This window comes from Streptomyces sp. MMG1121 (assembly GCF_001280015.1).
GTDB lineage: Bacteria > Actinomycetota > Actinomycetes > Streptomycetales > Streptomycetaceae > Streptomyces.
Map to the genome: position 1 here is coordinate 204,523 of NZ_LGDV01000190.1, position 25,267 is coordinate 229,789.

General features: G+C 69.9%; 27 protein-coding genes. 11 read left to right on the top strand and 16 right to left on the bottom strand.

Annotation, left to right across the window (positions count from 1 at the left end):
• Positions 1 to 189: 189 nt before the first annotated feature.
• On the top strand, positions 190 to 1,833 hold the full coding sequence (locus ADK64_RS20420; protein ID WP_078992740.1) for a protein kinase domain-containing protein: 1,644 nt from the start codon (positions 190 to 192) through the stop codon (positions 1,831 to 1,833).
• A 72-nt stretch (positions 1,834 to 1,905) separates the two neighbouring features.
• On the opposite strand, the gene ADK64_RS20425 is transcribed toward ADK64_RS20420, so the two are convergent.
• Positions 1,906 to 2,922, bottom strand: coding sequence for a phosphotransferase (locus tag ADK64_RS20425; RefSeq protein ID WP_199829660.1), 1,017 nt, complete (start codon positions 2,920 to 2,922; stop codon positions 1,906 to 1,908).
• Between the two features lie 119 nt (positions 2,923 to 3,041).
• On the bottom strand, positions 3,042 to 3,719 hold the full coding sequence (locus ADK64_RS20430) for a response regulator (protein ID WP_053661019.1): 678 nt from the start codon (positions 3,717 to 3,719) through the stop codon (positions 3,042 to 3,044).
• Between the two features lie 323 nt (positions 3,720 to 4,042).
• Between ADK64_RS20430 and pdhA the strand changes: the two genes are divergently transcribed.
• Genes pdhA through ADK64_RS20445 form a run of 3 tightly spaced genes read left to right on the top strand, consistent with a single transcriptional unit; the run spans position 4,043 to position 7,626 of the window.
• Positions 4,043 to 5,236, top strand: a complete 1,194-nt coding sequence (pdhA, locus tag ADK64_RS20435) for a pyruvate dehydrogenase (acetyl-transferring) E1 component subunit alpha (protein ID WP_053661021.1) — start codon at positions 4,043 to 4,045, stop codon at positions 5,234 to 5,236.
• Between the two features lies 1 nt (position 5,237).
• Entirely contained in the window at positions 5,238 to 6,215 is a 978-nt protein-coding gene (locus ADK64_RS20440) for an alpha-ketoacid dehydrogenase subunit beta (RefSeq protein WP_053661022.1), read from the top strand.
• Between the two features lie 10 nt (positions 6,216 to 6,225).
• The gene (locus ADK64_RS20445) at positions 6,226 to 7,626 is read left to right on the top strand and encodes a dihydrolipoamide acetyltransferase family protein (RefSeq protein WP_053661024.1); all 1,401 of its coding nucleotides are present in this window, start codon (positions 6,226 to 6,228) and stop codon (positions 7,624 to 7,626) included.
• 252 nt (positions 7,627 to 7,878) lie between these two features.
• Here ADK64_RS20445 and ADK64_RS20450 read toward each other — a convergent pair whose 3' ends face one another.
• The 6 genes from ADK64_RS20450 to ADK64_RS20475 form a co-directional block, all read right to left on the bottom strand.
• Positions 7,879 to 8,568, bottom strand: a complete 690-nt coding sequence (locus ADK64_RS20450; protein ID WP_053661026.1) for a contact-dependent growth inhibition system immunity protein — start codon at positions 8,566 to 8,568, stop codon at positions 7,879 to 7,881.
• A gap of 31 nt (positions 8,569 to 8,599) precedes the next feature.
• Positions 8,600 to 8,905 carry an RNase A-like domain-containing protein gene (locus tag ADK64_RS20455; protein ID WP_053661028.1) on the bottom strand — a complete coding sequence of 102 codons (306 nt, stop codon included), beginning with the start codon at positions 8,903 to 8,905 and terminating at the stop codon, positions 8,600 to 8,602.
• Positions 8,902 to 9,531 carry a hypothetical protein gene (locus ADK64_RS20460; protein ID WP_159046302.1) on the bottom strand — a complete coding sequence of 210 codons (630 nt, stop codon included), beginning with the start codon at positions 9,529 to 9,531 and terminating at the stop codon, positions 8,902 to 8,904. The genes ADK64_RS20455 and ADK64_RS20460 overlap by 4 nt, the downstream gene beginning before the upstream one ends.
• 89 nt (positions 9,532 to 9,620) lie before the next feature.
• Positions 9,621 to 11,372: an RNase A-like domain-containing protein gene (locus ADK64_RS47450; RefSeq protein ID WP_234384648.1), complete on the bottom strand. Its 1,752-nt coding sequence runs from the start codon at positions 11,370 to 11,372 to the stop codon at positions 9,621 to 9,623.
• Positions 11,372 to 11,689 carry a WXG100 family type VII secretion target gene (locus ADK64_RS20470; protein ID WP_053661032.1) on the bottom strand — a complete coding sequence of 106 codons (318 nt, stop codon included), beginning with the start codon at positions 11,687 to 11,689 and terminating at the stop codon, positions 11,372 to 11,374. The genes ADK64_RS47450 and ADK64_RS20470 overlap by 1 nt, the downstream gene beginning before the upstream one ends.
• Before the next feature lie 59 nt (positions 11,690 to 11,748).
• Positions 11,749 to 12,177: a WXG100 family type VII secretion target gene (locus tag ADK64_RS20475; protein WP_053661034.1), complete on the bottom strand. Its 429-nt coding sequence runs from the start codon at positions 12,175 to 12,177 to the stop codon at positions 11,749 to 11,751.
• 132 nt (positions 12,178 to 12,309) lie between these two features.
• On the opposite strand from ADK64_RS20475, the gene ADK64_RS43205 reads away from it, so the two are divergent.
• From ADK64_RS43205 to ADK64_RS20490, 4 genes are all read left to right on the top strand, one after another.
• Entirely contained in the window at positions 12,310 to 12,552 is a 243-nt protein-coding gene (locus tag ADK64_RS43205; protein ID WP_107093028.1) for a DUF397 domain-containing protein, read from the top strand.
• Positions 12,553 to 12,561: 9 nt separating this feature from the next.
• Positions 12,562 to 14,223, top strand: coding sequence for a murein biosynthesis integral membrane protein MurJ (gene murJ / locus ADK64_RS20480; protein WP_053661036.1), 1,662 nt, complete (start codon positions 12,562 to 12,564; stop codon positions 14,221 to 14,223).
• A gap of 135 nt (positions 14,224 to 14,358) precedes the next feature.
• Complete coding sequence (locus ADK64_RS20485; RefSeq protein WP_053661038.1) at positions 14,359 to 15,177, top strand: hypothetical protein; 819 nt, start codon at positions 14,359 to 14,361, stop codon at positions 15,175 to 15,177.
• A 65-nt stretch (positions 15,178 to 15,242) separates the two neighbouring features.
• Positions 15,243 to 16,163, top strand: a complete 921-nt coding sequence (locus tag ADK64_RS20490; protein ID WP_053661040.1) for an alpha/beta fold hydrolase — start codon at positions 15,243 to 15,245, stop codon at positions 16,161 to 16,163.
• Positions 16,164 to 16,199: 36 nt separating this feature from the next.
• On the opposite strand, the gene ADK64_RS20495 is transcribed toward ADK64_RS20490, so the two are convergent.
• The 5 genes from ADK64_RS20495 to ADK64_RS20515 all read right to left on the bottom strand — a co-directional run bounded on the left by ADK64_RS20495 (position 16,200) and on the right by ADK64_RS20515 (position 19,626).
• Entirely contained in the window at positions 16,200 to 16,655 is a 456-nt protein-coding gene (locus ADK64_RS20495; RefSeq protein WP_159046303.1) for a hypothetical protein, read from the bottom strand.
• Positions 16,652 to 17,110 (bottom strand): sigma-70 family RNA polymerase sigma factor, encoded by a 459-nt coding sequence (locus ADK64_RS20500; RefSeq protein ID WP_078992743.1) that lies wholly within the window; start codon positions 17,108 to 17,110, stop codon positions 16,652 to 16,654. The genes ADK64_RS20495 and ADK64_RS20500 overlap by 4 nt, the downstream gene beginning before the upstream one ends.
• Positions 17,111 to 17,225: 115 nt before the next feature.
• Positions 17,226 to 18,245, bottom strand: a complete 1,020-nt coding sequence (locus ADK64_RS20505; RefSeq protein WP_234384649.1) for a DUF1648 domain-containing protein — start codon at positions 18,243 to 18,245, stop codon at positions 17,226 to 17,228.
• Positions 18,245 to 18,619, bottom strand: coding sequence for a GntR family transcriptional regulator (locus ADK64_RS20510; protein ID WP_234384650.1), 375 nt, complete (start codon positions 18,617 to 18,619; stop codon positions 18,245 to 18,247). The genes ADK64_RS20505 and ADK64_RS20510 overlap by 1 nt, the downstream gene beginning before the upstream one ends.
• A gap of 95 nt (positions 18,620 to 18,714) precedes the next feature.
• Positions 18,715 to 19,626 carry a D-alanyl-D-alanine carboxypeptidase family protein gene (locus ADK64_RS20515; protein WP_053661045.1) on the bottom strand — a complete coding sequence of 304 codons (912 nt, stop codon included), beginning with the start codon at positions 19,624 to 19,626 and terminating at the stop codon, positions 18,715 to 18,717.
• Between the two features lie 222 nt (positions 19,627 to 19,848).
• On the opposite strand from ADK64_RS20515, the gene ADK64_RS20520 reads away from it, so the two are divergent.
• Entirely contained in the window at positions 19,849 to 20,499 is a 651-nt protein-coding gene (locus ADK64_RS20520) for a GntR family transcriptional regulator (RefSeq protein WP_053661048.1), read from the top strand.
• Positions 20,500 to 20,504: 5 nt separating this feature from the next.
• Positions 20,505 to 21,806, top strand: coding sequence for an MFS transporter (locus ADK64_RS20525; RefSeq protein WP_107093031.1), 1,302 nt, complete (start codon positions 20,505 to 20,507; stop codon positions 21,804 to 21,806).
• 73 nt (positions 21,807 to 21,879) lie between these two features.
• On the opposite strand, the gene ADK64_RS20530 is transcribed toward ADK64_RS20525, so the two are convergent.
• Positions 21,880 to 22,704 (bottom strand): maleylpyruvate isomerase family mycothiol-dependent enzyme, encoded by an 825-nt coding sequence (locus tag ADK64_RS20530; protein WP_053661052.1) that lies wholly within the window; start codon positions 22,702 to 22,704, stop codon positions 21,880 to 21,882.
• A gap of 182 nt (positions 22,705 to 22,886) precedes the next feature.
• On the opposite strand from ADK64_RS20530, the gene ADK64_RS20535 reads away from it, so the two are divergent.
• Positions 22,887 to 23,687 (top strand): carbon-nitrogen family hydrolase, encoded by an 801-nt coding sequence (locus tag ADK64_RS20535; protein WP_053661054.1) that lies wholly within the window; start codon positions 22,887 to 22,889, stop codon positions 23,685 to 23,687.
• A 40-nt stretch (positions 23,688 to 23,727) separates the two neighbouring features.
• Here the strand turns inward: ADK64_RS20535 and ADK64_RS20540 are convergent, their stop codons facing one another.
• Positions 23,728 to 24,222 (bottom strand): LURP-one-related/scramblase family protein, encoded by a 495-nt coding sequence (locus tag ADK64_RS20540; RefSeq protein WP_053661056.1) that lies wholly within the window; start codon positions 24,220 to 24,222, stop codon positions 23,728 to 23,730.
• Positions 24,219 to 25,220, bottom strand: a complete 1,002-nt coding sequence (locus ADK64_RS20545) for a helix-turn-helix domain-containing protein (protein ID WP_053661058.1) — start codon at positions 25,218 to 25,220, stop codon at positions 24,219 to 24,221. The genes ADK64_RS20540 and ADK64_RS20545 overlap by 4 nt, the downstream gene beginning before the upstream one ends.
• Positions 25,221 to 25,267 lie beyond the last annotated feature (47 nt).

Here is a 25,267-nt window from a genome sequence, read left to right on the forward strand (position 1 = left end):
TACAGGGGGCGTACGACCGGCACACAGAATTTGCACGACAGCGCGTGCTAGAGGTTTCATGGCCGGTCCGGCTCGTGGCCGGTCCCGGTTCCGGTTCCGAACCGGTGGTCCCCACGGAGGCTGTAGCGTGGCCGACGGAGACCGTGACAACACCGCGCGCACCGCGGGCAGAAACGACGGCGAGGACTGATGGCACAGACGCAGCGCGCCCAGGGCCCGTCCGACCCTGAGGCGACTGGCGGCGGCATGTCGGACGCGCCGGAGATGTGGGGCAACGGAGGGCTCGTCGGCGACGGCCGGTACCGGCTCACCCACCGGCTGGGCCGGGGCGGCATGGCCGAGGTCTTCGCCGCCGAGGACGTCCGGCTGGGCCGGACCGTCGCGGTCAAGCTGCTGCGCGCGGATCTCGCCGAGGACCCGGTCTCCAAGGCCCGCTTCACCCGCGAGGCACAGTCGGTCGCCGGCCTCAACCACCACGCGATCGTCGCCGTGTACGACTCCGGCGAGGACTTCGTCGGCGGCCAGTCCGTGCCGTACATCGTCATGGAGCTGGTCGAGGGCCGCACCATCCGCGACCTGCTGATGAACGCCGAGGCGCCGGGCCCCGAGCAGGCCCTGATCATCGTCTCCGGCGTGCTGGAAGCGCTTGCTTACTCGCATCAGCATGGCATCGTCCACCGTGACATCAAGCCGGCGAATGTGATCATCACCCACAGTGGCGCCGTCAAGGTGATGGACTTCGGCATCGCCCGCGCCCTGCACGGCGCGCAGTCGACGATGACGCAGACCGGCATGGTCATGGGCACGCCGCAGTACCTCTCCCCGGAGCAGGCGCTCGGCAAGGCCGTCGACCACCGCTCCGACCTGTACGCGACCGGCTGCCTGCTGTACGAACTCCTCGCGCTGCGGCCCCCGTTCACCGGCGAGACCCCGCTGTCGGTGGTCTACCAGCACGTCCAGGACATCCCGACGCCCCCGTCCCAGCACTCCGACGCCGTGCCGCCGGAGCTGGACGGCCTGGTCATGCGCTCGCTCGCCAAGGAACCGGACGACCGGTTCCAGACGGCCGAGGAGATGCGCGGGATGGTCCAGTACGGCCTGCAGATGCTCTACGAGGCGGGCGGCCACACCGGCACCTGGAACACCGGCCCGGTGGAGTCGCACGACGGCCGTGGCACCCCGGAGGGCGGTTTCGCGGGGACGACCGCGATGCAGCACCCGGGCGACTTCGGCTCGGGCACCGCGCAGATCCCGCAGCCGATCCTGCCGTCCGGATACGGCAACGGCGACGACGGCGGTTTCGAGGGGCACGGCAACAAGGGCAGCGGCCGCGGCAAGCTGTGGATCGTCGCCGTCCTCGCGGTGATCGCGATCGCCGCGGGCGTCGCGCTGGCGCTGAAGGGCGCCGGGAACAGCGGCAGCACCGGCGGCGACACCAAGCCGCCGACGACGCAGTCCACCTCCTCGAAGGACGACTCGAACTCCCCGAGCCCGTCGGACAGCGCCACCGACCAGCCCACGGACTCCAGCACGGACAACGGCTCGGACACGAGCTCGGGAGGGTCCGGCTACACCCCGTCGTACACGCCGTCGCAGTCGCAGAGCACGGATCCGACCGGCGAGCCGACGGACCCGCAGACCTCGCCGTCGCAGTCCCAGGACCCGTCGACCGGCGGTACGGACGCCGGCACCACGACGGGCGGTACGGACGCCGGCACCACGACGGGCGGTACGGACGCCGGCACCACGACGGGCGGTACGGACGCCGGCACCACGACGGGCGGTACGGACGCGGGTGTGACGGTCGGCGGCGCGGGTGCCCCCACCGGTTGAAGGACACCTACGGCGGCGCCCGTGACGGCGTCACCGTGAGCAGGCGGCCCGGCGGCCCGGGGCGCGGCACCGTCAGCCGGTGAACGCGTCGCACACCGCGTCGTACTCGCGCGTCCACCACACGGCGAGCGCCGACGCGGCCGGGAACTGGCAGTCCGCGCGCGTGTCCCCGCGCTCGTAGTGCCAGCGCAGCATCCAGAAGTCGTTCAGCCGCTCCCACCACACCCGGTGCACGGCTGCCGCCAGCTCGGAGGGCGTGGCGCCGGCCGCGCGCCGGTACGCGCGCGCGTAGGCGCGTACCTTCGGCACGTCCAGCGTGCCCGCGGGGCGTACGAAGAAGATCACGGCGGCGCGTACGGCCTCCTCCGCGCGGGGCTGCACACCGAGCCGGTCCCAGTCGACGATGGCCGCGGGGATGTCGCCCTTGTAGAGCAGGTTGAAGGGGTGGAAGTCCCCGTGCACCCAGCCCACCGAGCCGCCGTGCGGGGGGCACCGGTCGGCGTGCTGCTCCAGGAGCGCGCGGCGTTCCAGGAGCCGGTGCCGAGCCAGTTCGTCGAAGGCATCGGCGGGCCGGTGGCGCTTGACCTGGCCGAGCAGGTCGTCGATGAGGGCGAAGGTGTCGGCCGGGTCGGCGCTCTTCACGGGGTGGGGGCTTGTGGCCGGGCGCGTGCGCCCCTTGGGTGGCATCACGCGCTCCAGACAGGCGTGCACGGCGCCCAGGAGCGCCCCCAGGCGTGCGCTCTCGGCGCGGGTGAGTTGGCCGCCGTGCCGGTGCCGGCCGTCGATCCATGGATGCAGGGCGTAGGCGTGGCCGCCGACGACGGCGACCGTACGCCCCTCACGGTGTGCGAGCGGCACGGAGACGGGGACGCCGAGGTCGGCCAGGCGCTGGGTGGCGCGGTGGCGGCGCTCGATGGCGGCCGGGTCGGCGGTGTCGGGGTCGAAATGGTGCTTGAGGAAATAGTGGCCGCGCGTGGTGCACAGTCGGTAGCCGCGATTGAGCAGGCCCTGGTCGACGGGTTCACAGGTGAGGGCGGTACCGGCGGCGTACAGGCGGAGCAAGGCGCCCAGAGGGGGCGCGTGGGGCACGACGGGTGGTACACATGAGCGCGGCACGCCGCAGATGCTAGGGCACGAAAAGCCGCCGTGAGCTGGGAGTTGTCACAGGCAGTCGCCGATGATCTCTTTCGGTCACACGGCACGCTTTATCAATGAGTTCCGTTGCTTCCGCTCTTTTCCGCCTGCATGCGAGCGACATAAGCGGCGGCCTGGGAACGGCGTTGCATACCGAGTTTGGAAAGCAGACTCGAAACGTAATTCTTGATCGTCTTCTCGGCGAGATGCAACCGCTCGCCGATCTGGCGGTTGGTGAGCCCTTCGCCGATCAGGTCGAGGATCTTCCGCTCCTGCTCGGTGAGCTGCGCGAGCCGGTCGTCCGTGCGCGCGCCGCCGCCGTCGCGCAGCCGCTCCAGCACGCGCGCGGTGGCGACCGGATCCAGCAGGGACTTGCCGGCGGCCACGTCCCGTACCGCCTGGAGGAGTTCGTTGCCGCGGATCGCCTTCAGCACGTATCCGGACGCGCCCGCCATGATCGCGTCGAAGAGGGCCTCGTCGTCCGCGAACGAGGTCAGCATCAGGCACCGGACCGTGTCGTCCTTGGAGCGGATCTCCCGGCACACCTCCACCCCGCTGCCGTCCGGCAGCCGCACGTCGAGGACCGCCACGTCGGGCCTGGTGGCCGGAATGCGCACGAGGGCGTCGGCCGCCGTGCCGGCCTCGCCGACCACCTCGATGTCGGGTTCGACGGAGAGCATCTCGTGGACGCCCCGGCGGACGACCTCATGGTCATCGAGGAGAAATACCCTGATTTTTCCGATTTCGTGCACAGAATGAGTCTCACACACAAACTCTTCCCGTGACCTGGGTGTGCGGGATAACGTGCGGTTGCTCCGGCCTTTCGCAAGGCTGTGACCAGCACGCTTCCGCATCCCCTCGAATTTACTTGGAAATCCAAGCAAAGTCGCAGGTCAGATGGGGTTTCACAGAAATGTGAGGCACTGGGTAACGTGATGGTTGCAGGGCGCTCGCCGGGGCACCTGTCACGCCTGTTCCCGGCCGAGTGGCACCCACCCCGTGCCCGGTGGTCGAAACAGGTGAGCCGCACTGGCCTACCGGCAACCCCGGGGGCCGGAACGACGGAGGAGCACACGTGACCGTGGACAGCAGTGCCGCGCGCCAGCCGCGACGCAGCGCCGCAGGCAAGGCCGGCACCACCGGCAGCAAGCGCACTACCCGCACCGCCGCGAAGAAGAGTGCCGAGCCCGAGCTCGTGCAGCTCCTGACGCCCGAGGGCAAGCGGGTCAAGAACGCCGAGTACGACGCCTACGTCGCCGGCATCACTCCCGAAGAGCTGCGCGGCCTGTACCGCGACATGGTGCTCACCCGCCGCTTCGACGCCGAGGCCACCGCCCTGCAGCGCCAGGGCGAGCTGGGCCTGTGGGCCTCCCTGCTGGGCCAGGAGGCCGCCCAGATCGGCTCCGGCCGGGCCCTGCGCGACGACGACTACGTCTTCCCGACCTACCGCGAGCACGGCGTCGCCTGGTGCCGCGGGGTCGACCCGACCAACCTGCTCGGCATGTTCCGCGGCGTGAACAATGGCGGGTGGGACCCCAACGGCAACAACTTCCACCTGTACACGATCGTCATCGGCTCCCAGACGCTGCACGCCACCGGCTACGCGATGGGCATCACCAAGGACGGCGCGGACAGCGCGGTGATCGCCTACTTCGGCGACGGCGCGAGCAGCCAGGGCGACGTGGCCGAGTCGTTCACCTTCTCCGCGGTCTACAACGCTCCCGTCGTGTTCTTCTGCCAGAACAACCAGTGGGCGATCTCCGAGCCGACCGAGAAGCAGAGCCGGGTGCCGCTGTACCAGCGCGCGCAGGGCTTCGGTTTCCCGGGCGTACGGGTGGACGGCAACGACGTGCTGGCGTGCCTCGCGGTGACGAAGTGGGCCCTGGAGCGCGCCCGCAGCGGCGAGGGCCCCACCCTCGTCGAGGCGTACACGTACCGCATGGGCGCCCACACCACCTCCGACGACCCGACGAAGTACCGGGCCGACGAGGAGCGCGAGGCCTGGGAGGCGAAGGACCCGATGCTGCGCCTTCGCCGGTATCTGGAGGCCTCAAACCACGCGGACGAGGGATTCTTCGCGGAACTCGAGGCCGAGTCCGAAGCGTTGGGCAAACGAGTGCGCGAAGCGGTCCGCGCCATGCCCGACCCGGACCACTTCGCCATCTTCGAGAACGTGTACGCGGACGGGCACGCGCTCGTCGACGAGGAGCGAGCGCAGTTCGCCGCCTACCAGGCGTCGTTCGCGGACGCAGCTGAAGGGGGTCGCTGAGATGGCCGAGAAGATGGCGATGGCGAAGGCCATCAACGAATCGCTGCGCCGCGCCCTGGAGGAGGACCCCAAGGTCCTGGTCATGGGCGAGGACGTCGGCAAGCTCGGCGGTGTGTTCCGGGTGACGGACGGCCTGCAGAAGGACTTCGGCGAGAGCCGGGTCATCGACACCCCGCTGGCGGAGTCCGGCATCGTGGGCACGGCGATCGGACTCGCGCTCCGTGGCTACCGCCCGGTGGTGGAGATCCAGTTCGACGGCTTCGTCTTCCCGGCCTACGACCAGATCGTCACCCAGCTCGCGAAGATGCACGCGCGCTCGCTGGGCAAGGTCAAGATGCCGGTCGTCGTCCGTATCCCCTACGGCGGCGGCATCGGCGCGGTCGAGCACCACTCCGAGTCCCCCGAGGCGCTCTTCGCGCACGTGGCGGGCCTGAAGATCGTCAGCCCCTCCAACGCGTCGGACGCGTACTGGATGATGCAGCAGGCCATCCAGAGCGACGACCCGGTGATCTACTTCGAGCCCAAGCGCCGCTACTGGGACAAGGCCGAGGTGGACGCGGAGGCGATCCCCGCCCCGCTGCACAAGGCACGCGTGGTCCGCGAGGGCACCGACCTGACCCTGGCGGCCTACGGCCCCATGGTGAAGCTCTGCCAGGAGGTCGCGGCCGCGGCGGCCGAGGAGGGCAAGTCCCTGGAGGTCCTGGACCTGCGTTCGGTCTCCCCGCTCGACTTCGACGCCATCCAGGCCTCCGTCGAGAAGACCCGTCGTCTGGTCGTCGTCCACGAGGCGCCGGTCTTCTTCGGCTCCGGCGGGGAGATCGCCGCCCGGATCACCGAGCGCTGCTTCTACCACCTGGAGGCGCCCGTCCTGCGCGTCGGCGGCTATCACGCCCCGTACCCGCCGGCCCGCCTGGAGGAGGAGTACCTTCCGGACCTGGACCGCGTGCTCGACGCCGTCGACCGCTCGCTGGCGTACTGAGGAGAGGGTCGTGACGACGATGACGGAAGCGTCCGTACGCGAGTTCAAGATGCCGGACGTCGGCGAGGGACTCACCGAGGCCGAGATCCTCAAGTGGTACGTCCAGCCGGGCGACACGGTCACCGACGGCCAGGTGGTGTGCGAGGTCGAGACCGCCAAGGCGGCCGTCGAACTGCCCATTCCCTACGACGGCGTGGTGCGCGAACTGCACTTCCCCGAGGGCACCACGGTGGACGTGGGTACGGTCATCATCGCGGTGGACGTGGCGGGCGGCGCGCCGGTACCGGCGGCGGAAGCCGTCACGCCCGCGGCGGCTCCCGTGGAGCCCGCCGCGGCCGCGGAGGAGCCGAAGCCGGCGGCCCGCCAGCCGGTCCTGGTCGGCTACGGCGTGGCGGCCTCCTCGACCAAGCGCCGCCCCCGCAAGGGCCCCGAGGCCGGCATCCCGGTGCCGGCGCAGGCGATCCAGGCAGAGCTGAACGGCCACGCCCCGGCCGTGGAGAAGCCCCGCCCGCTGGCCAAGCCGCCGGTGCGCAAGCTGGCCAAGGACCTCGGCGTCGACCTGGGCGCGGTCACCCCGTCCGGCCCCGACGGCGTCATCACGCGCGAGGACGTGCACGCGGCGGCCGCGCCGCGGCCCGCCGAGCCGGTGGCGGCCCCGGTCGCGGTGGCCCCCGCCGTGACGCCGGCGCCCGTGGAGTCGTACGACACGGTGCGCGAGACCCGTGTACCGGTCAAGGGCGTCCGCAAGGCCACGGCGGCGGCGATGGTCGGCTCCGCCTTCACGGCGCCGCATGTCACAGAGTTCGTGACGGTCGACGTGACCCGCACGATGAAGCTGGTCGAGGAGCTGAAGCAGGACAGGGAGATGCAGGGGCTGCGGGTCAACCCGCTGCTGCTGATCGCCAAGGCCCTGCTGGTCGCCATCAAGCGCAACCCGGACATCAACGCGTCCTGGGACGAGGCCAACCAGGAGATCGTGCAGAAGCACTACGTCAACCTGGGCATCGCGGCGGCCACCCCGCGCGGCCTGATCGTGCCGAACATCAAGGACGCGCACGAGAAGACACTCCCGCGGCTGGCCGAGGCCCTGGGTGAGCTGGTGTCGACGGCCCGCGAGGGCAAGACGTCCCCGGCCGCCATGCAGGGCGGCACGGTGACGATCACCAACGTCGGCGTCTTCGGTGTCGACACCGGCACGCCGATCCTCAACCCCGGCGAGTCGGCGATCCTCGCGATCGGCGCGATCAAGCTCCAGCCATGGGTCCACAAGGGCAAGGTCAAGCCGCGTCAGGTGACGACCCTGGCCTTGAGCTTCGACCACCGAGTGGTCGACGGTGAGCTGGGCTCGAAGGTCCTGGCGGACGTGGCCGCGATCCTGGAGCAGCCGAAGAGGCTGATCACCTGGGCGTGAGGGCTCCGGTTGGGTAACCGCGTTGTCCGCAGAGGGCGGCCGCACATGCGATGTGCGGCCGCCCATACGTCTTGACGTCTTGCGTCACGGAGAGGCGTTCGCGCCAGTCGGGCAGAACGGGTTCCGTGGTGGTCGGTACGCCGACGTGCCCGCCAGACGTGCGACGGTCCAGCACGAGGGGGCCGAGCCGGTCCGCGGTGCGTTCCATCGCCCGGACCATGGCCTGTTGCACCAGCACGCTCGCACGACACTTCAGTTCCCTGAGACGGACGGGCCGTGGTCGGTACGCGGCGTGGCAAGCTGCTCGGCGCTCCGCGCCAGCCAGCCACTGGCCGAATACGGCGCCGGCGGGTCGACCTCCATGCCCAGTTCGGCAACGGCGAGTGCGTAGTCGCCCTCGTCCAGGCCCAGGGCGAGCAGCTCATGGAACTCTCCGACGAGACGGGCCACGACCTGGGGGTCGGTGAAGGTCCGGTAGTCGTCGACAGCGGCGTCGTGATCGTCGAACTCGTCCGGCATGTCCTGCGAGAACCAACCGCCGAGGAATTGGCCGAGTTCGGGGAAGCGGGCGTGCCATTCCCAATGGGTGACAGGAGTGGCCGGGGGCGGTACTTCTCCGGTCTCGATGCTGTGCTTGATGTGGTCGCCGAGGCAGTACAGCCACTGCTGGATCCCGTCCTGGGGCAGGCCCACATCGGGAATGGCGTAGAACTCGCCGAGGCGGAGCCGGAGCCGTCCCGGAGGGTTGTCGGCGTAGTCGCGCAGCTGCCGCTCGGCGATGGCGAGGGCCCAGGGACGGTTGTGCCAGGTGTGGCGGAGGTAGGCGGTAAGGGCCTGACCGGGCTGGTCAGGGGTGTCGTCAGCGCGCTGCCCCACGTAGGCACGCATCACTTGGTCGAGCTCGCCGTAGCGGCAGTCGTGTTCGAGGGGGCTCAGGGGCACGGTGGTCAGCCTCTACAGATTCTTCAGATCGCTACAGATAGACCGGAAATGTGGCCTGGACGGCGAAGCCGTGCGGACGGGACGCGTCCCGCTTGAGGATCACCCTGGCCGCATGCACGTCGACCGGATCCCGGCCGGCCAGCATCATTGCTCGCAGCAGCACGCGCCCGACCGGATCGGACCGGGAGGGCCAGGACGCCTCGATGGTCAGCCGCGCACGTGTGGACTGGGCGAGCCAGCGGTGGATGAGCTGCTCGTTGGCGGTGACGACCTGCTGGGTGGCCCATTGGGCCGTCTCTCGGTCAGGGTAGGTAGCGGTGCGCTGTGTGGTGGTCATCGACGGTCCTGGTCCGGCGTCGCGAGCGGGGCGGGGTGTTCGTGTCGCATGTGGCCGTTGACGGCGTCCAGCAGCGTGGTGAGCGTCTCCGCGGTGGCCCAGGGCATCGTGGACGAGAGGCCGGCTCGTGAGGCGGCCGAATCCAGGACGTGCACGAGGGCGAACTCGGCTTCTGAAGCCACAGGGCCGAGAAGGTCCCCACAGAAGGGATGCTCCGAGTCGATCGCAGCACTGATCGCTTCCTCCAGCGACTCGTACTCGCCTGACCCGATCCAATTGTCGTAGAACCCTCGGAGCATGCGGAATCGGATGCCGGTATCCCACCCGGCGCCCGGAGGCGGGGCGGTCTCACCCGCAGTGTCCTGTTCGATGGTTCGAAGGACCCCCGCCAGGGTGCGCAGGTACTCGGCTCCGTTCATGCCGGCCGCGGCACGAGTGAGCTTGGCCGTGAACTCTCGTGGCAACTTCCCCTCCTGCCGGTCGAGATGCTCGGCGGTGAGGTCGAGAAGGGCCGTCACCGTGGTGACGGGACAGAGCCACTGGGCCTCGTTCGACGACTGCACCAGGCGTACGAAGGCCGTCAGCTCGTCGGTCAGCGAGTATGTCCCGCCGGATTCCTGACACATGACGGCCAGATCCAGGATTCTGTCCGTCGGACCTCTGTCGAAGGCGGACCAAGTGAACGATGACAAGGTATTTCCCTCCGCGGAATTTCTCAGTTCACCGGCATGGAGGTGACAACGGTGAACGGAGGATTGAGTCCGTCGCGGTATCTTAGTACAACCCGGACTTTGTGGGTGTCGCTCGCCTGGGCTCGGTCGCCGTTCTGCGCGTAGTCGGTACCGCTGATGGTGGATCCGGTCACGTCGTTGAAGGAGAGTTCGATGGGAGGCTGGATCTTTGAATTGTTCGGGTCCCAGCCTGGATTGTTCTGCTTTCTCCTCTCGACCCTCTCGATCCATTTCTCGATTCGATCGGCGTTGTCGACGTCATCGAGGGCGGCCTGGGTGAATCGCTGAGCAGATGTCAGGTCCTTGAAGCTCGACGCCGAACTCGCGCTTGAGTCGTCCCGGAGCCGTGTCCTCAGCTGGTCATCGGTCAGGCCCACGTGCTTTTCGATGGAATGCCCGCCGTAGAGACCTTCGTCACTGGCCAGGTCGATGGGATAGAAGTGGTTCTTCTCGTCCTGGTCGACGGTGTATTTGTGCTCGTTCTTGAAGTCGTTGAGCGACCGGCTGCCGAAACCCTCGGCCCTGGCCTCCTCCGCGGCGAATGTCGGCGCACTTTTGAGTGCTTCGTCCAGTTCCCATTCCAGAGCGAGTAGCGTGGCGGCGGCTTCGTGGAATTTCTGCTGGTAGATTTCGACGGCCTTGTCGGCCGCTTCTCGATCCATGTGCTTCCGGAAGGTCCAGACCAGCGTCGCGAACATCTGGGGGCCCGCGAGTCCGAGTATCTCCAGCGGGTTCCCGCTCGTCAGCTCTCCCACCATCCCCTTGGCGGCCTGCTCGGCGAGATGGGTGGTGGTCTGCCTGCACGTCTGCGCGGCCTGGACCAAGTCGGAACAGGTCTTCTGCATGGTGTCGGCGGTGTGTTGCAGAACCTCCAGGATCGGTCGGCGCTGTGCTGGCGCGACGGTCCCCGAAGTGGTCCAACTGCGGCCGCCCTGCTGTGCGATCTGCCCTTGCGCGTCACGGGTTTGACCCCAAGGGGTGGTCCCCCAGATCGACTGGCAGAAGGACTTCATCGCGCTCTGCCACTCGTTGTTCCCGTGGGGGTCCGTCATGTACTCGATGGCGGACGTGAAATTGTCCCCCGATTTAAGAGCGGTCTTTCCGGCCTCCTGCCATGCGCCGGCCATACCTTTGAGATCGTCTTCGCGGGCGCCGGGGGTTATTTCGTGAGTCTTGCCCAGGTTCAGGCCGTATTCGATGGCGGGACGGATGGCGCCCGCGAGGAAGTCGGGAATCTCGCCGAGGGCTCCTGAGATCGCCCACGAGTCGGCGTCCCGGCCGGTCCCGGACCATTTGATGTCATTGATCTTCCCGTAGTCGGGCGCACTGTCGATGACGGCGGGCGGTGTACGGCGTGGCGGAGGACCGTACATGCCGCGCGAGGCCCAGTCCGCGGCCTGGTAGTTGTTGGCCGTCAGGGTCAGGCCGACGGCGACGCCGCCGACGCTCACCACGCTGGCCGCCCAGACCTTGACGAATTTCTCGGCGATCTGCATATAGGCCTTGGCGAAGGCGTCGGGTCCCGCCCCCGTGCCCGCCGATTGGCTGTACTGATTGAGGGCGTTGACCAACGTCGTCGCGCCCTTGTCATAGTCGAACTGCCCGTCGCGCACCACGGCCGACGTGTAGTACAGGTGCTGTGGCTTCAGCTCGAATCCGCCGCTGGAGCCGGGCGCCGCCGTTTTGAGCTGGTCCCGTTCCTGCTGGCGTTCGGCATCGCTCGGACGGGTTCCCATCAGGCTGCTCCCCAGCCACGCAGGACCGTCCTGTGGGCGGCCGAGTAGTTGGCGTGGCCGGTGGTGACGTACGCGTGGAGCCACTTCTGCGCCGCTTGGAGATCCTGGGCGGAGCGGTCCCATTCATCGAGTTTCTGGACGAAGATCTCGCGGGCCTCGCCCTTCCAGGACAGGACGACAGGTTCGACGCGGTCGTAGAGGTCGTCGAGCCTGCCGTTGAGCTTCTTGAGGATGTCCTCCAACTCGACGGCGAGTTCCTGAAGTGTGGCGAAAGACACCGATATGTGGTCGTCGGCAGGATGGGATCCGGTCGACATGTCACCCCCCGTTGCTTCCTGCGTGCGCCGGTGCCGCAGGTACGTCATGGCTGCTCGTATCAGTACGAGTCGAGACTGCTGCGTGGTTGCGACGGACCGGCGGTCGCCTCGGTCTCCGTATTCGGGGTGGAGAGCCTGTCCACTTCGCTGTCGATGTCGACATGGATGCGACGCATTCGTTCGAGCACGCCCAGATCCCGTTCGGAGAAGCCGTCTCGGCTGAGCCGTACCGCTTCCTCCAACTGCTTCATCACCTCACGGATGCGCACGGCGTCCTCGGCGGCCGCTCGGTGGAACTGCCGGTACGTCGTGGCCGCCGGCCCGCGCCAGCCGGCTTCGATGCGGTCGACGAGTTCGTCCATGCGCCGGACCTGCTTGTCGAGATGATCCTGCATGCCGTCGAGGTCTTGCGCGAGTTTCGTCAGGTCCTCGGACGAAACGCGGAGGTCGGTGCCTCCGCCGTGCTCTGGTCCTGTTCCTCGAACCATGTCCTATGCATCCCCCCGGACATAGGCAACACCTCTGCCTCACTGATGACTTCATCCTACGGAAGATGACTGACACCGGGACCAGGCCTTTCACCAGCCGTGTTCAAAAGCGCACAAAGTGAATACAGAAATGTGACGGAGCGGCAGCGCAGCACACCTGGGGCGCCGTGCGGGAAGGGAGGCGAAGCGAATCACCGAGCTCGGTACGTCCTTGGCCGGGCAAAGGGGACAAACGCAGGAGCGACTCAGCAACACCCCCGCACCGTCGCCGTCCGTGACTCCAAGGACCCCTCCGGACCGATACCGGCTTTCGGCCCCGTCGCCTGGGCCCGGTTCGCCGATCACCTTGCCGAAGAGGTATCCCAACTACCGTAAATTGAAAGCATGGTGACGGGGGCGAAGAACACTTCTCGGCATGCCCGGCATGCGAAACGCCGGACCGGTACGGAGAAGGGCGGGGTTGCGCGGTCGTCCGTGCTGATGGCCGGCGGCACCGTCGTATCGAGGGGGACCGGGCTGATCCGGCAGGTGCTGCAAGGGGCGGCGCTCGGGACGGGGCTGCTCGCCACCACGTACAACACGGCCAACACCGTGCCGACCAGCCTGTACACCCTGCTGATCGGCGGCGCGCTCAACGCCGTGCTGGTGCCGCAGCTGGTGCGGGCGCGGGCCACGCATGCCGATGGCGGGCGGGCGTACGAGCAGCGGCTCGTGACCCTTGTCGTCAGCGTGCTGGCCGTCGGGACCCTGGTCGCCGTGTGGGCGGCGCCGGAGATCGTGAGCCTGTACATCCGGGACACGCCCAAGGAGCATGACGCGTTCCGGCTCACCGTCGTCTTCGCGCGGTTCCTGCTCCCGCAGATCTTCTTCTACGGCCTGTTCGCGATCCTCGGCCAGGTTCTCAACGCCCGCGAGAAGTTCGGCGCCATGATGTGGACGCCGGTGCTCAACAACGTCGTGCTCGTCACGATGTTCGGCATCTATCTCGGGATGATGGCCATCCCGCACTCCATCGCCGACGTCACCGACGCCCAGGTCCGCTGGCTCGGCATCGGCACCACCGCAGGGATCGCCCTCCAGGCCCTCGCCCTCATCCCCTTCGCCCGCGCCGCCGGTTTCCGGTTCCGGCCCCGGTTCGACTGGCGCGGCTCCGGGCTCGGCTCCGGGATCCACGCGGCCAAGTGGACCCTGCTGTTCGTGCTGACCAACCTGGTCGCCCTCACCGTCGTCACCAACTACGCCAACGCCGCCGACCAGCAGCTGCCGAAGGCGGGCGTGGGCTACACGGCGTACAGCTACGCGCAGACCATCTGGATGCTGCCCCAGTCCATCGTCACCGTCTCGCTCGTCACCGCTCTGCTGCCCCGGATGAGCAAGGCGGCGGCCGAGGGCCGGATCGCCGACCTGCGCGCCGATCTGTCCCGGGCGCTGCGGGTCAGCGGGGTCGTGATCGTCCCGGCTGCCTTCCTGTTCACCGCGCTGGGCCCGGACATCGCCACCCTCCTGTTCGCGCACGGCACCGCCGACGCCGCCTCCGCGCAGCCGCTCGGCCATATGCTCCAGGCTTTCGGGCTCGGGCTGATCCCGTTCTCCGCCCAGTACCTGCTGCTGCGCGGCTTCTACGCCTTCGAGGACACCCGTACCCCGTTCTTCATGGCCGTGTGGATCGGTGTCGTCAACATCGTCCTCACCACCGCCTGTCATCTGCTGCTGCCCGCACGCTGGGCGGTGACCGGCATGGCCGGCGCCTACACCCTCTCCTACCTCGTCGGCCTCGTTCTCACCGCCCGGCTGCTGGCCCGCCGCACCGGCGGCCGGCTCGACGACGGCTCCCTGCGCGGCACGTACGCCAGGCTGCTGTGCGCCGGGGCCGGGGGCGCGGCGGCGGGCTGGGCGTTGGCGCGGGGCTGTGCCGATGCCGTGGGCGACGGCACGGCGGGGACGGCCCTGACGACCACGGCCGGCTCGCTCGCCCTCGCGCTGGTCTATCTGCTGCTGGCCCGGGTGTTGAAGGTCGGCGAAGTCCGCCGGCTTCGGGGATGGTAGGCGGACCCGAAGCCGGACGCGCGGCCTGAACGGGCCCGGTGAAACCTGCCCTGACGTTGCATCAGGGGAGTGTCAGGGTGGGACCCGGGATGTCACCGATGGTGGTGATGTGGTGCGGGGCGGCACGCTGGTGGCATGACGAAAACCGCTGCTGTTCGTCCGGGTTCCTCCCTCATCCGCCGCGTCGCGGGCGTCACGGGCGTCGCCGTCCTCGCCGGTACGGCGGCGATGGGCGCACCGGGCGTGGCCTACTCCGCACCGGCCGCCGCTTCCAGTCTTTCCGAGCCCCCTTCCGGGACCTCTTCTGCGGCCTCCTTCGCGGACTGCCCAGCCCTGCCCGAGGGTGTCGACCCGGCGCGGTGGAGATGCGAAGTGCACACCGCGGCGCCACGGTTGACGATGGGCAAGGTCACGGTGGCGCTCGCCCCGATCACCATGACGCACGCCGAGGGCCCGTTGCCGGACGGCAGCAACGGACAGGTGTGGGGTGCGATGCACAGCTCTCCGACCGCCATACGGGGAGGACTGACCGGCACCCCCGCAGGCGATCGCACGGCCGTCCTGGGCCTGGCGATACAGCCGGAGTACGGGGGTCGGTTCGACGCCTACACCGGGCAGTTCAGCCTCCGCTTCCGGATCCTGAGCCCGCTGCTGCCGCACGGCTGCACCATCGGGGCGAGCGAACCCGTCGACTTCCAGCTGAAGCGCTCAGGCCCCTCCAAGTGGGTCTCCCAGGATCCCCCGGTGATCGAGTTCTCGGCGTACGACGACAGCTTCACGGCCCCGGCCGCCGAACACTGCGGGCCGCTGACCGCATTCCTCGACCGACGGCTCGGCCTGCCGGCGTCGGAGGGGAACCTGATGTCGTACGACGCCTCGTACACCTTCAAGACCTACGACCAGCTCCCGGCGAGCGACGACAAGGAGAAGAAAGAGGGGAACCTTTCGCACTGATCGCGGCTCCTGACCCGGCGATGCGGGACCGACAGCGGACCGCACCGGACCGAGAGGGGTTCCGTATGGCACCGCACACCGTGGTCGTGTCCGAGCGGCCGATGCCCGAGGACATACGCAGCGCCCACCGTCGGATCGACGTTCGCGGAACCCGGCTGCATCTCGCCGAGTACGGCGGCACCGGCACCCCGGTGCTGATGCTGCACGGTTTCCCACAGCACTGGTACGCCTGGCACCAGGTCGCCGCGCAACTTCTCGACGGATACCGGCTCATCTGCCCCGACCTGCGTGGCTTCGGCTGGTCCGGGATCACCCCGCGCGGCTACGACATGGACGGCCTGGCGGCTGACGCGCTCGCGTTGCTCGACGCGCTCGGGCTGGAGCGGGTCGGGCTGGTCGGGCACGACTGGGGAGCGCATCTGGGGTTCCGGTTGTGTCTGCGGGCGCCGGAGCGGTTCACCGGGTATCTCGCGCTCAACATGTCCCACCCCTGGCCCCGGCACCGCGCGGTCCTGCCCAACCTGTGGCGGCTGTGGTTCACCGCATGTGTCGAGTACCCGCTGCTCGGTCGTGCCGTGCTGCGGCATCTGCCCGGCTTCACTCGGTACCTGCTGCGCCACCAGGCCGCCGACCCGGCCGTGTGGTCACCGGCGGAGCTGGCCGAGTACGGTGCCGCGACCTCGGCGAGCGCCGTCGCCGCGCAGTCGCTGTTCTGGCAGTACGTCGTGCACGACATCCCGGCGCTGGTGCGGGGCACCTGGCGGCGGCACCGGCTCACCGTGCCGACGCTGCTGCTCGGCGGGGAGCGGGACAACGTCGTCGTACCGTTGATGCTGGCGGGCGCGGAGCCGTACGCCGACGAGCTGACCGTGCGGGTGGTGCCGGGGGCGGGGCACTATCTGCCGCAGGAACGGCCGGAAGAAGTGGCGGAGGCGGTCCGTGAACTCTTCGGGCCGCGCACACCCCTCCCGTCCGTCGCGCTCTAGGCCTCCTCCGGATCCGGCTCCGGGACTCTTGCGGATCTAACGGAGGGCCGCCCGCTCGGCGACCCGGTCGACGAACGCCTGGCCGCGTCGTTCGCCGAGCAGGCGGCGGTAGAGCCACTGCGCAGGGCGCAGGGCGGTGGGGCGGGTGGCGCCGAGGACGGCGAAGCGGGTGCCGCCCGCCTCGGGGGCGGCCGCCATGCCGCCGATGACGAGCCGGGACTGCATGAGGCACCAGCCGGGAGCGAGCCGTACCTCGAAGGCCTCGGTCAGGCCCGAACGGCCCACGGCCAGGGCCGGTTTCCGGTCCGTGTCGCCCGGCCGCACGCGGAAGTCCCGCAGGAACGGCACCAGATGGGGCAGTTCCGTCTGGAGGTCAGCGGCCACCGCCCACACCCGGTCGTAGGGCAGCGCCAGATGCTCCTCGGCATACATACCGGCGTGCAGGCCCGCCGCCAGTACCCGCAGTCGTCGTACAGGATCGGAGGAACTCATCGTGACCATGCCTTCCGGAACGAGGAACGGGCCCGGTGCAGCCGGGACTTGACGGTGCCCTGGGGTACCCCGAGCAGGGCGGCGACGGTGGCCTCGTCCAGGCCCTCCAGTTCACGCAGGACCAGGATCGCGCGGTGCCGGACCGGCAGCCGGGCCAGTACGTCCCGGACGTCGGCCGGCAGTTCCCCGTCGCCGTCCGCGTACAGTCCGCCGAGGCGGGCCAGGTCGGAGGGGTCGGCCGGTTCCTCGGCGGAGGTGCGGCGGGCGACCCGTACCGCCTCGCGCACGGTGGCCGTGCGGACCCAGCCGTAGAAGGCCTGGGGGTCGCGCAGGGTGCGCAGCCCCTTGAACACCGCCAGCAGAGATTCCTGTACGGCGTCGGCCACGTCGTGCGGGGCGATCGGCCGGCACAGCCGGGTCACATACGGCGTCACGAGTGTCAGCAGCTCGTCCATGGCCAGGGCGTCCCCGCCCTGCGCGGCCCGGACCAGCGGAGCGGCCGTGTGCCAGGGCGCCGCGGGGCCGTCCGCCGCTTCCGGGCGGCCTTCCCCCCTGGGGGTCCATGCGGGCTCAGGCCCGCCGTCGGAGTGCGTTCAGCAGGGCCGCGCCGCGCTCGGCGTCGTCCACGCTGACCGCGAAGTCCGTACGGCGGCCCCGGGCGCGGACGACCAGGCAGTCGCCGGCGCGGAGCATGACCGTCGTACCGAGGCCGCTGAGGCGGAAACCCCAGCCGCCGACCTGGGACGGCCGGCGCCGCTCGGCACGGGCGGACTCGATGGCGGCCGGGGACCAGTGGCGGGCGGGCCAGCCGAGCGGGCCGAACGCCACTTCCAGGCCCGCTTCCGACACCTTCGCCCGGACCGAGGAGAAGGCGGCGCAGGCGAGGCCGGTGACGGCGCAGACCGCGCACACCGGCCACAGTGCGGCGGGGCTGGCCAGGCCGACGGCCAGGGCCAGCAGTGTCGCGGCGGCGATCAGGACGGCTGCCGCCGACAGCAGTTGCAGCCAGGGGTTGGTCGCCTGGGAGAACCACACCAGCCGCTCGCCCTCGGGCAGGTCCAGCTCGGGAAGCGTGGTGGTGGGCGTGGCGGAGCCGGTGGGGACGGTCATGCGCCAGGCCGCGACGCCCGCGATCGCCGCCAGGGCCAGGATCAGCAGGATGCCCCAGACGGGTTGACGGGCCTGATGCCAGTCCGCGCGGTCGAGGTTGGCCCGGACGACGGACGCCTGCGCGCCGACGAGGATCACACCTGTGGGTACCAGTGTGATCGCCCGCCAGGGGCGTATGGCGGAGCGGCGTCGGCGCACGGACACCCCGAGGGCGATGAGCAGCCAGAGCCCGGCCGGGAACAGGGCTGCCGCCCACAGCGGCATCGAGCTGTCGGGGGCGTCGCCGCCGCTCCAGTGGGTGGCCAGCCGGTCCGGGAGCCGGTCGTGCGCGGCCCAGGGCAGGCACGTGAGCAGCGCGGCGACGGCCACGACGTATCCCGCGCTCCCCCAGCGCGCGGACCGCCCGCCGCCGGACGTCGGGGCGCCCCCGTCTTCCCCGGCCCGCTCCGTTGTGTCCTTGTCCGTTGTGTCCTCGTCCATCAAGAGATCCCCCGGATCATGTCGATGAGGTCGGTGCGGCTGTAGCCGAGCCGGGATGCCTCCGCGACCAGCTCCCGCACCCTGATCTGCAGTCCGGAGTGCTGGGTGGCCCCCTGGGCGACGGTGATCCCGCGGCCCCGGCGGAACTCCAGCAGGCCCTCGTCCCGCAGTTCGCGCAGGCCGCGCAGGACGGTGTTGACGTTGATGTCCAGGGCCTCGGAAAGGTCGCGGGCGGAGGGCAGCCGGTCGCCGGCGCGGCATTCGCCCTCGGCGACGGCCCGCCGGATCGCCGCCGCGACCTGCTCGTGCAGGGGGCGGGTGTCGGTCTTGTCCAGACGCAGCAGCGTGGTGCTAATAACACTAGCACCATGCACTCCATTGCGAGGGAACCCGCCGCCCGGGTCCGGGTCCGGGAACGACGACGGGCCCGCCGCTTTCCGCGACGGGCCCGTGGCTGCCTGAGCAGGCGTCAGCCGAGCTTGGTGAAGCCGTAGGAGAGGAGCTTCTTCGCGTCCGACTCGCGCTGGGGGATGGACGAGGAGGCGAGGACGGTGCCGATGACCGTCTTGCCCTTCCGGGTCGCGGCGAAGACCAGGCAGTACTTGGCCTCCGGGCCGGAGCCGGTCTTCACGCCGATGGTGCCGCTGTAGCTGCTGAGCAGACCGTTGGTGTTGGTCCACGTGCCCATCGTGCGGGTGCCGCCCGACTTGGTGACCGTCTTGGCGGTGTACGACTTGGTCTTCACGATCGTGCGGAACGTGGAGTTCTTCATCGCGCTGCTGGCGATCTTCGTCAGGTCGCGCGGCGTCGAGTAGTTGTTGCCCTGGCCGATGCCGTCGAACGAGTCGAAGTGCGTGTTCTTCAGGCCGAGGCTCTTGGCGGCGCTGTTCATCTTGCCGATGAAGTTCTTCACGCGCGCGTCGCGGGAGGAGCCGGAGCCGTACGTGTCGGCGAGGGCGTAGGCGGCGTCGCAGCCGGACGGCAGCATCAGGCCGTACAACAGCTGGCCGACGGTGACCTTGTCGCCGACGATCAGGTGCGCCTGGGAGGCGTTGTACTTGACGACGTAGTCGCTGTACGCCTTCTGGATCGTCACCTTTTTGCTGAGGTTGAGGTTCGACTGCGCGAGCACGACCTTGGCGGTCATGACCTTGGTGGTCGAGCCGGTGGACAGCGGCGTGTCCATCTTCTTGTTGTACAGCGTCGCGCCGGTCGCGCTGTTCATCAAGTAGCCGCCCTTGGCCACGATCGAGGGCGTCGTGACGGCCTGCGCGGGCACCGCGGTGAGGGCGCCGCCCGCGAGCAGCGCGCCGGAGGTGACGGCGACGGCGGCGGTTCTGCGGATACGCGTCCTGCGGGTGCCGTGAATGCCGGTAATCAAAGTGAAGTACCCCGATTGTCTTGAATGCCCCTGGAGTGCGGCCGGATTGAGGTGGCGAGAGCAGGGGGCCGCACATGTGTGACACGTAAGTAGCACAGAAGGTTGTGCGGTTGCTGCCGGGGATTTCCGTCACGTCCGTATGGTGGACGTGGCCGCTACATGCGTACGTGTTGTATCTATCATGTGGCCATGAAAACGGCCGTCCCGCAGCCCACCCAGCCGATGAACCAGTCGATGAAGCAGCCACCTGCCGCCGACCGTGTCTACACCCATGTCAAACAGGGCGTACTGGACCGCCGTTACGAGGGCGGGACGCTGCTCACCGAGGGCGAGCTGGCCGAGGCCGTCGGGGTCTCGCGCACCCCCGTGCGCGAGGCGCTGCTGCGGCTGGAGGTCGAGGGGCTGATCCGGCTCTACCCGAAGAAGGGCGCCCTCGTGCTGCCCGTCTCCGCGCAGGAGATCGCCGACGTCGTGGAGACCCGGCTGCTGGTAGAGGAGCACGCGGCGCGCAAGGCCGTACCCGCCCCGCCGGGGCTGCTGGAGCGGCTGACCGAGCTGCTGGAGCGGCAGAAGACGCAGGCCGCCGCAGGCGATCTCGCCGCTGCCGCGGTGACCGACCGCGCCTTCCACGCCGAGATCGTGCGCAGCGGCGGCAACGAGATCCTGTCCCGGCTCTACGACCAACTGCGCGACCGCCAGCTGCGGATGGGCGTCGCCGTCATGCATTCGCACCCGGACCGGATCGCCAAGACGCTCGCCGAGCACGAGGAGATCCTGGACGCGCTGCGGGCCGGGGACGCGGGCGCGGCCGTCGGGATCGTGCACCGGCACGTGAGTTGGTTCTCGCACCTCGCGCGAGGTGAGGTGCGATGAGCGTCATGACTCCCAAGGCCACCCTCCCGGGTGACCCGCCGGGCGGCCGACGCGCCGTCACCGTGTGGTCCATAGGCGTCGCCGTCTACTTCGTCGCCGTCATCTTCCGTACGTCACTGGGCGTCGCAGGCCTGGACGCGGCCGACCGCTTCCACGTCAACGCCTCCGCGCTGTCCACGTTCTCCATACTCCAGCTGCTGGTCTACGCCGGCATGCAGATACCCGTCGGCCTGCTGGTCGACCGGCTCGGTACCAAGAAGGTGCTGAGCATCGGCGCCGTGCTGTTCACGGCCGGGCAGCTCGGCTTCGCCTTCTCCCCGTCGTACGGCACCGCCCTCGCCTCCCGCGCCCTGCTGGGCTGCGGGGACGCGATGACCTTCATCAGCGTGCTGCGGCTCGGCAGCCGCTGGTTCCCCGCCCGGCGCGGGCCACTGGTCGCACAGCTCGCGGGGCTGGTCGGCATGGCGGGCAACCTGGTCTCCACCCTGGTCATCGCCCAGCTGCTGCACGGCATCGGCTGGACCCCGGCGTTCGCGGGCAGCGCGTTCGCGGGAGTCGTGGTGCTCGTGCTGACGCTGCTGTTCCTGAAGGACCACCCCGAGGGGTACGAGCCGGAGCCGTCACCGCATCAGGGCGCGGCCTATGTCCGCCGGCAGATCGCGGCGGCCTGGCGGGAGCCGGGAACGCGGCTCGGGATGTGGGTGCACTTCACCACCCAGTTCCCGGCCATGGTGTTCCTGCTGCTGTGGGGCATGCCCTTCCTGGTCGAGGCGCAGGGGCTCAGCCGGGCCACGGCCGGTGAGCTGCTCACGCTGGTGGTGCTGTCCAACATGGCGATCGGGCTCGTCTACGGCCAGATCGTCGCCCGGCACCATGCGGCGCGGTTGCCGCTGGCGCTGGGGACGGTGGGGGTGACGGCGCTGCTGTGGGCGGGGACGCTGGCGTATCCGGGTGCGCGTGCGCCGATGTGGCTGCTGGTGGTGCTGTGCGCGGTGCTCGGGGCGTGCGGGCCGGCGTCGATGCTCGGCTTCGACTTCGCCCGGCCGGCCAATCCGCCCGAGCGGCAGGGGACGGCGTCGGGGATCACCAACATGGGTGGGTTCATCGCCTCGATGACGACGCTGTTCGCTGTCGGCGTGCTGCTGGATGCCACGGGTGACGACTACGGCGTGGCGTTCTCCGCGGTGTTCGTGCTGCAGGCGCTGGGTGTCAGCCAGATACTGCGGTTGCGGGGGCGGGCGGCTCGGCGTGAGCGTGAGCGGCTGGTCGCCAGCAGGGTGGAGACGGTGCACGTGCCCGCGGCCTAGCCGCGCCCTCCCACCGGTCCACCCCCCGTTTCCGGTCCGCCGAGAAACCGGCCGACCAGCAGCCGCGCCGTCGCTACGGCGTCACCGTGAAGTTCTGCAGGATCGCCGTCGTCAGGTCCGGGTCGCCCTCGGTCTTCACCCGGTCGGTGACCGCCTCGGGGGCCACGCGGCCGCAGGCCAGGCGGACGTAGGTTTCCCAGTCGAGGGTGAGGGTGGCGGCGGGGCCGAGGGCCGGGGCTGTTTCCAGGGTGCCTCGGCCCTGGATGTCGACGCGGATCGTGCGCAGGAACTCGACCGGGCCGTGCACGTCGAAGACGATCGCCGAGCTGCGCGGCGCGGCCGCGTCCTTCGCGACGACCTTGGGGAGTGCTTCCAGCAGGACGTCCCGGGCCACGTACGCGCCCGGCGAGTCCAGGTTTCCGGGGTGGCCGAGGGCCGCGCGCAGATCCTGCTCGTGCACCCACACGTCGAACGCCCGGTTGCGATAGGCCCGTTCCATGGTGATCTCCGTGCCGAGCGGGCCGCGCAGCGTGGTGCCGGGGTCGCGGGACTCGCCCCGCAGCTGGCGGTTGCGGCGGATGACCGTGTACTCCAGCTCGGCCGTCATCTCCGGCGCCGTGTGATGGCGGCGGACGTCGACCTGCATCTCCATGTACCGCTGGTGCTCGGTGGTGACGTGGAAGAGGTCGCGGGGCAGGGAGTGGATGGGACGCGGGTCGCCGAGTATCTCGCAGTCCATGCCGATGACGTGCGACACGATGTCCCGGACCGACCAGCCGGGGCAGGGGGTCCGCCGGTTCCACTCGCCCTCACCGAGCTGCTGCACCAGCTCGGATATCGCTTCGATGGAGTGCGTCCAGGCGTCGGCGTAGGGCTGGAGGGTGGGATGCAGACTCACGGAACGGGACCCCTCGGCGGTCGGTACACGGGCAGGTGGTGGCGGCGTTGCCAGCGGGCGGCGGCGGCACGGCGGCGGGTGTCTGAAACGCTAAGTTACGCTGCCTCCAGGCAACCCGGCAGTGCTTTCGTGTGACGATCGTAGGCCTGTGTGGACGACTCGAATGCCAGGACGGTGGTAGTGTGCGCGCCTCGCTGATCCAGATCGCCGTGAACGAGGACGAATCGGTCGACTCCCGGCGGCAACGGGCGGCCGCGCTGGTCCGGCAACAGGCCGGGGCCGACCTCGTGGTCCTGCCCGAGCTGTGGACCACCGGCGCCTTCGCCTACGAGGAGTTCGGCCGTGCGGCCGAGCCGCTCGAAGGGCCGACGTACGAGACGATGGCCAAGGCCGCGAGCGACGCGGGCGTGTGGCTGCACGCGGGGTCGATCCCGGAACGGGACCCCGAAGGACCCGTCTACAACACCTCTCTCATCTTCTCCCCCTCCGGTGAGCTGGCAGCCGCCTACCGCAAGATCCACCGCTTCGGCTTCGACAAGGGCGAGGCCGTGCTGATGGGCGCGGGGCAGGAGCTGGTGACGGTCCGGCTGCCCGAGACCACGCTGGGCGTGGCCACCTGCTACGACCTCCGCTTCCCCGAACTCTTCCGCTCACTCGTCGACGCCGGCGCCGAGACCCTCGTGCTCCCGGCGGGCTGGCCCGAGCGGCGACGCGCGCACTGGACGCTGCTGGCTCAGGCGCGGGCGGTGGAGAACCAGGCGTTCGTGCTCGCATGTGGAACGGCCGGGACCCATGCGGGAGTTCCGCAGGCGGGTCACTCGATCGTGGTGGATCCGTGGGGCGAGGTGCTCGCCGAGGCGGGCCCGGACGAGGAGATCCTCACGGTCGACTTCGACCCGGCGAAGGTGGCGGCCACCCGCGAGCAGTTCCCGGCCCTGAAGGACCGGGTGCTCGGCCTGGAGCCACCGCGGAACCGGCGCTAGCCCGGCGCCGGTCCGCCGTCGGACAGGTCCCGGCCCTGCCCTAGTCCTCCGCCCGCTCCTTCTCCGCCAGGTGGATCACGCACACCGACACCGCGATCAGCAGTGCCGGGTCCGAGTCCTCCCGTACGACGTCGACGCCGTAGGTCTCCCGCAGGTGCAGCCAGCGGCGGGAGATCACCGCGAGGAGTTCGCCCTCGTACTCGACGACGAACTCGCGGTCCAGGACCTTTCCGCTGACGTCCAGTTCCGTGCCGTCCGCCAGGGTGACCCGGTAGTGGTTGCGCAGCAGGGACAGCCGCTTGCGCCTGATCCGGGCCAGGCCCTCGCCGTCCCGCTCGATCACCATCGTGTCGCGCAGGGCGAACATCTTCTGGTGGATGTCGATCAGGACGCGTCCATGGGCGTCCTTCAGCTCGAAGGTGTCCCGCAGCCGCATCGCCTTGCCGTCGACGAGGAACACCTTCCGGCCGTGCTCGTCCTCGATCCAGTAGTCGTCACCGATGCCGAGGATCCGGTCGCGTACGAGGAATCTCATGTCCGTACCCCTTCCCTGGGCGCCGCCCCGAAACGCCGTCGGTAGGCCGACGGGCTCAGCCCCGTCTCGCGGCGCAGCCGGGCCCGCAGGTTGGCCGCCGTACCCAGGCCGCTGCGGGCCGCGACGACGTCAAGGCGCTCCTCGCCCCGCTCGATCAGCCGGCAGGCCAGCGCCACCCGCTCCCCGGTCAGCCAGGCCAGCGGGGTCGTCCCCAGCTGGGCGCGGAAGCGGCGGTGCAGCGTGGCCGGGCTGACGGCCGCGCGCGCGGCGAGGTCCGCCACCGTCAGCGGCTCGCCCAGCCGTTCCTGTGCCCAGGCCAGCAGCGGGCCGAGCGACTCGTCGGGCACGTCGGGCAACGGACGCTCCACGAACTGCCGCTGGCCGCCGTCCCGGTGGGCGGCGAAGACGAGGCGCCGGGAGACGGCGTTGGCGAGTTCGGCGCCGTGGTCGCGGCGCCAGATGTGCAGCCCGAGGTCGAGCGCGGCCGCACTGCCGGCGGCGGTGAGGAGGTCGCCCTCGTCCACGAAGAGGACGTCCGGCTCCAGCAGCACTCGGGGATGCAGGTCCCGGAAGGTGTCCGCCCACATCCAGTGGGTGGTGGCCCGCCGCCCGTCGAGCAGTCCGGCCTCGGCGAGGGCGAAGGTGCCCGTGCAGAAACTGACGACGCGCGCCCCACGCGCGTGCGTGCGCCGGATGGCGTCCAGGACGTCGGCACCGCGCGGTACGACGTTGTCGGGGCGTCCCGGCACGACGAGCGTGTCGGCCTCGTCCACCGCCTCCAGGCCGGGCACGCCGGTCAGGGTGAAGAAGCCGTGGTTCATCCGCGCCCCGGAGCCGGACGCGCACAGCGTCACCGCGTACAGCGGCTCCAGCAGGCCCAGTTCGGGCCGGGGCAGTCCGAACAGCTCGGTGGCGACGCCCACCTCGAAGGGGTTCGTGCCGGCGTCGACGATCACGGCCACACGATGCGGGCGCCGGTGAGAGGATCCTTGCGGCATATGCGATTCCTAGCACTCGTGCGACGTCCCCGGCCACCCGCACGATG

What these genes read in the sequence shown, in the direction of transcription:
- ADK64_RS47450 (WP_234384648.1), bottom strand. Translation starts at nt 11,372, where the DNA reads ATGGGAACCCGTCCGAGCGATGCCGAACGCCAGCAGGAACGGGACCAG.
- ADK64_RS20545 (WP_053661058.1), bottom strand. Translation starts at nt 25,220, where the DNA reads ATGCCGCAAGGATCCTCTCACCGGCGCCCGCATCGTGTGGCCGTGATC.
- ADK64_RS20460 (WP_159046302.1), bottom strand. Translation starts at nt 9,531, where the DNA reads ATGTGTCAGGAATCCGGCGGGACATACTCGCTGACCGACGAGCTGACG.
- ADK64_RS20485 (WP_053661038.1), top strand. Translation starts at nt 14,359, where the DNA reads ATGACGAAAACCGCTGCTGTTCGTCCGGGTTCCTCCCTCATCCGCCGC.
- ADK64_RS20525 (WP_107093031.1), top strand. Translation starts at nt 20,505, where the DNA reads ATGACTCCCAAGGCCACCCTCCCGGGTGACCCGCCGGGCGGCCGACGC.
- ADK64_RS20490 (WP_053661040.1), top strand. Translation starts at nt 15,243, where the DNA reads ATGGCACCGCACACCGTGGTCGTGTCCGAGCGGCCGATGCCCGAGGAC.
- ADK64_RS20500 (WP_078992743.1), bottom strand. Translation starts at nt 17,110, where the DNA reads ATGGACGAGCTGCTGACACTCGTGACGCCGTATGTGACCCGGCTGTGC.
- ADK64_RS20505 (WP_234384649.1), bottom strand. Translation starts at nt 18,245, where the DNA reads ATGGACGAGGACACAACGGACAAGGACACAACGGAGCGGGCCGGGGAA.
- ADK64_RS20495 (WP_159046303.1), bottom strand. Translation starts at nt 16,655, where the DNA reads ATGAGTTCCTCCGATCCTGTACGACGACTGCGGGTACTGGCGGCGGGC.
- ADK64_RS20440 (WP_053661022.1), top strand. Translation starts at nt 5,238, where the DNA reads ATGGCCGAGAAGATGGCGATGGCGAAGGCCATCAACGAATCGCTGCGC.
- murJ (WP_053661036.1), top strand. Translation starts at nt 12,562, where the DNA reads ATGGTGACGGGGGCGAAGAACACTTCTCGGCATGCCCGGCATGCGAAA.
- ADK64_RS20475 (WP_053661034.1), bottom strand. Translation starts at nt 12,177, where the DNA reads ATGGTTCGAGGAACAGGACCAGAGCACGGCGGAGGCACCGACCTCCGC.
- ADK64_RS20470 (WP_053661032.1), bottom strand. Translation starts at nt 11,689, where the DNA reads ATGTCGACCGGATCCCATCCTGCCGACGACCACATATCGGTGTCTTTC.
- ADK64_RS20540 (WP_053661056.1), bottom strand. Translation starts at nt 24,222, where the DNA reads ATGAGATTCCTCGTACGCGACCGGATCCTCGGCATCGGTGACGACTAC.
- ADK64_RS20520 (WP_053661048.1), top strand. Translation starts at nt 19,849, where the DNA reads ATGAACCAGTCGATGAAGCAGCCACCTGCCGCCGACCGTGTCTACACC.
- ADK64_RS20420 (WP_078992740.1), top strand. Translation starts at nt 190, where the DNA reads ATGGCACAGACGCAGCGCGCCCAGGGCCCGTCCGACCCTGAGGCGACT.
- ADK64_RS20455 (WP_053661028.1), bottom strand. Translation starts at nt 8,905, where the DNA reads ATGACCACCACACAGCGCACCGCTACCTACCCTGACCGAGAGACGGCC.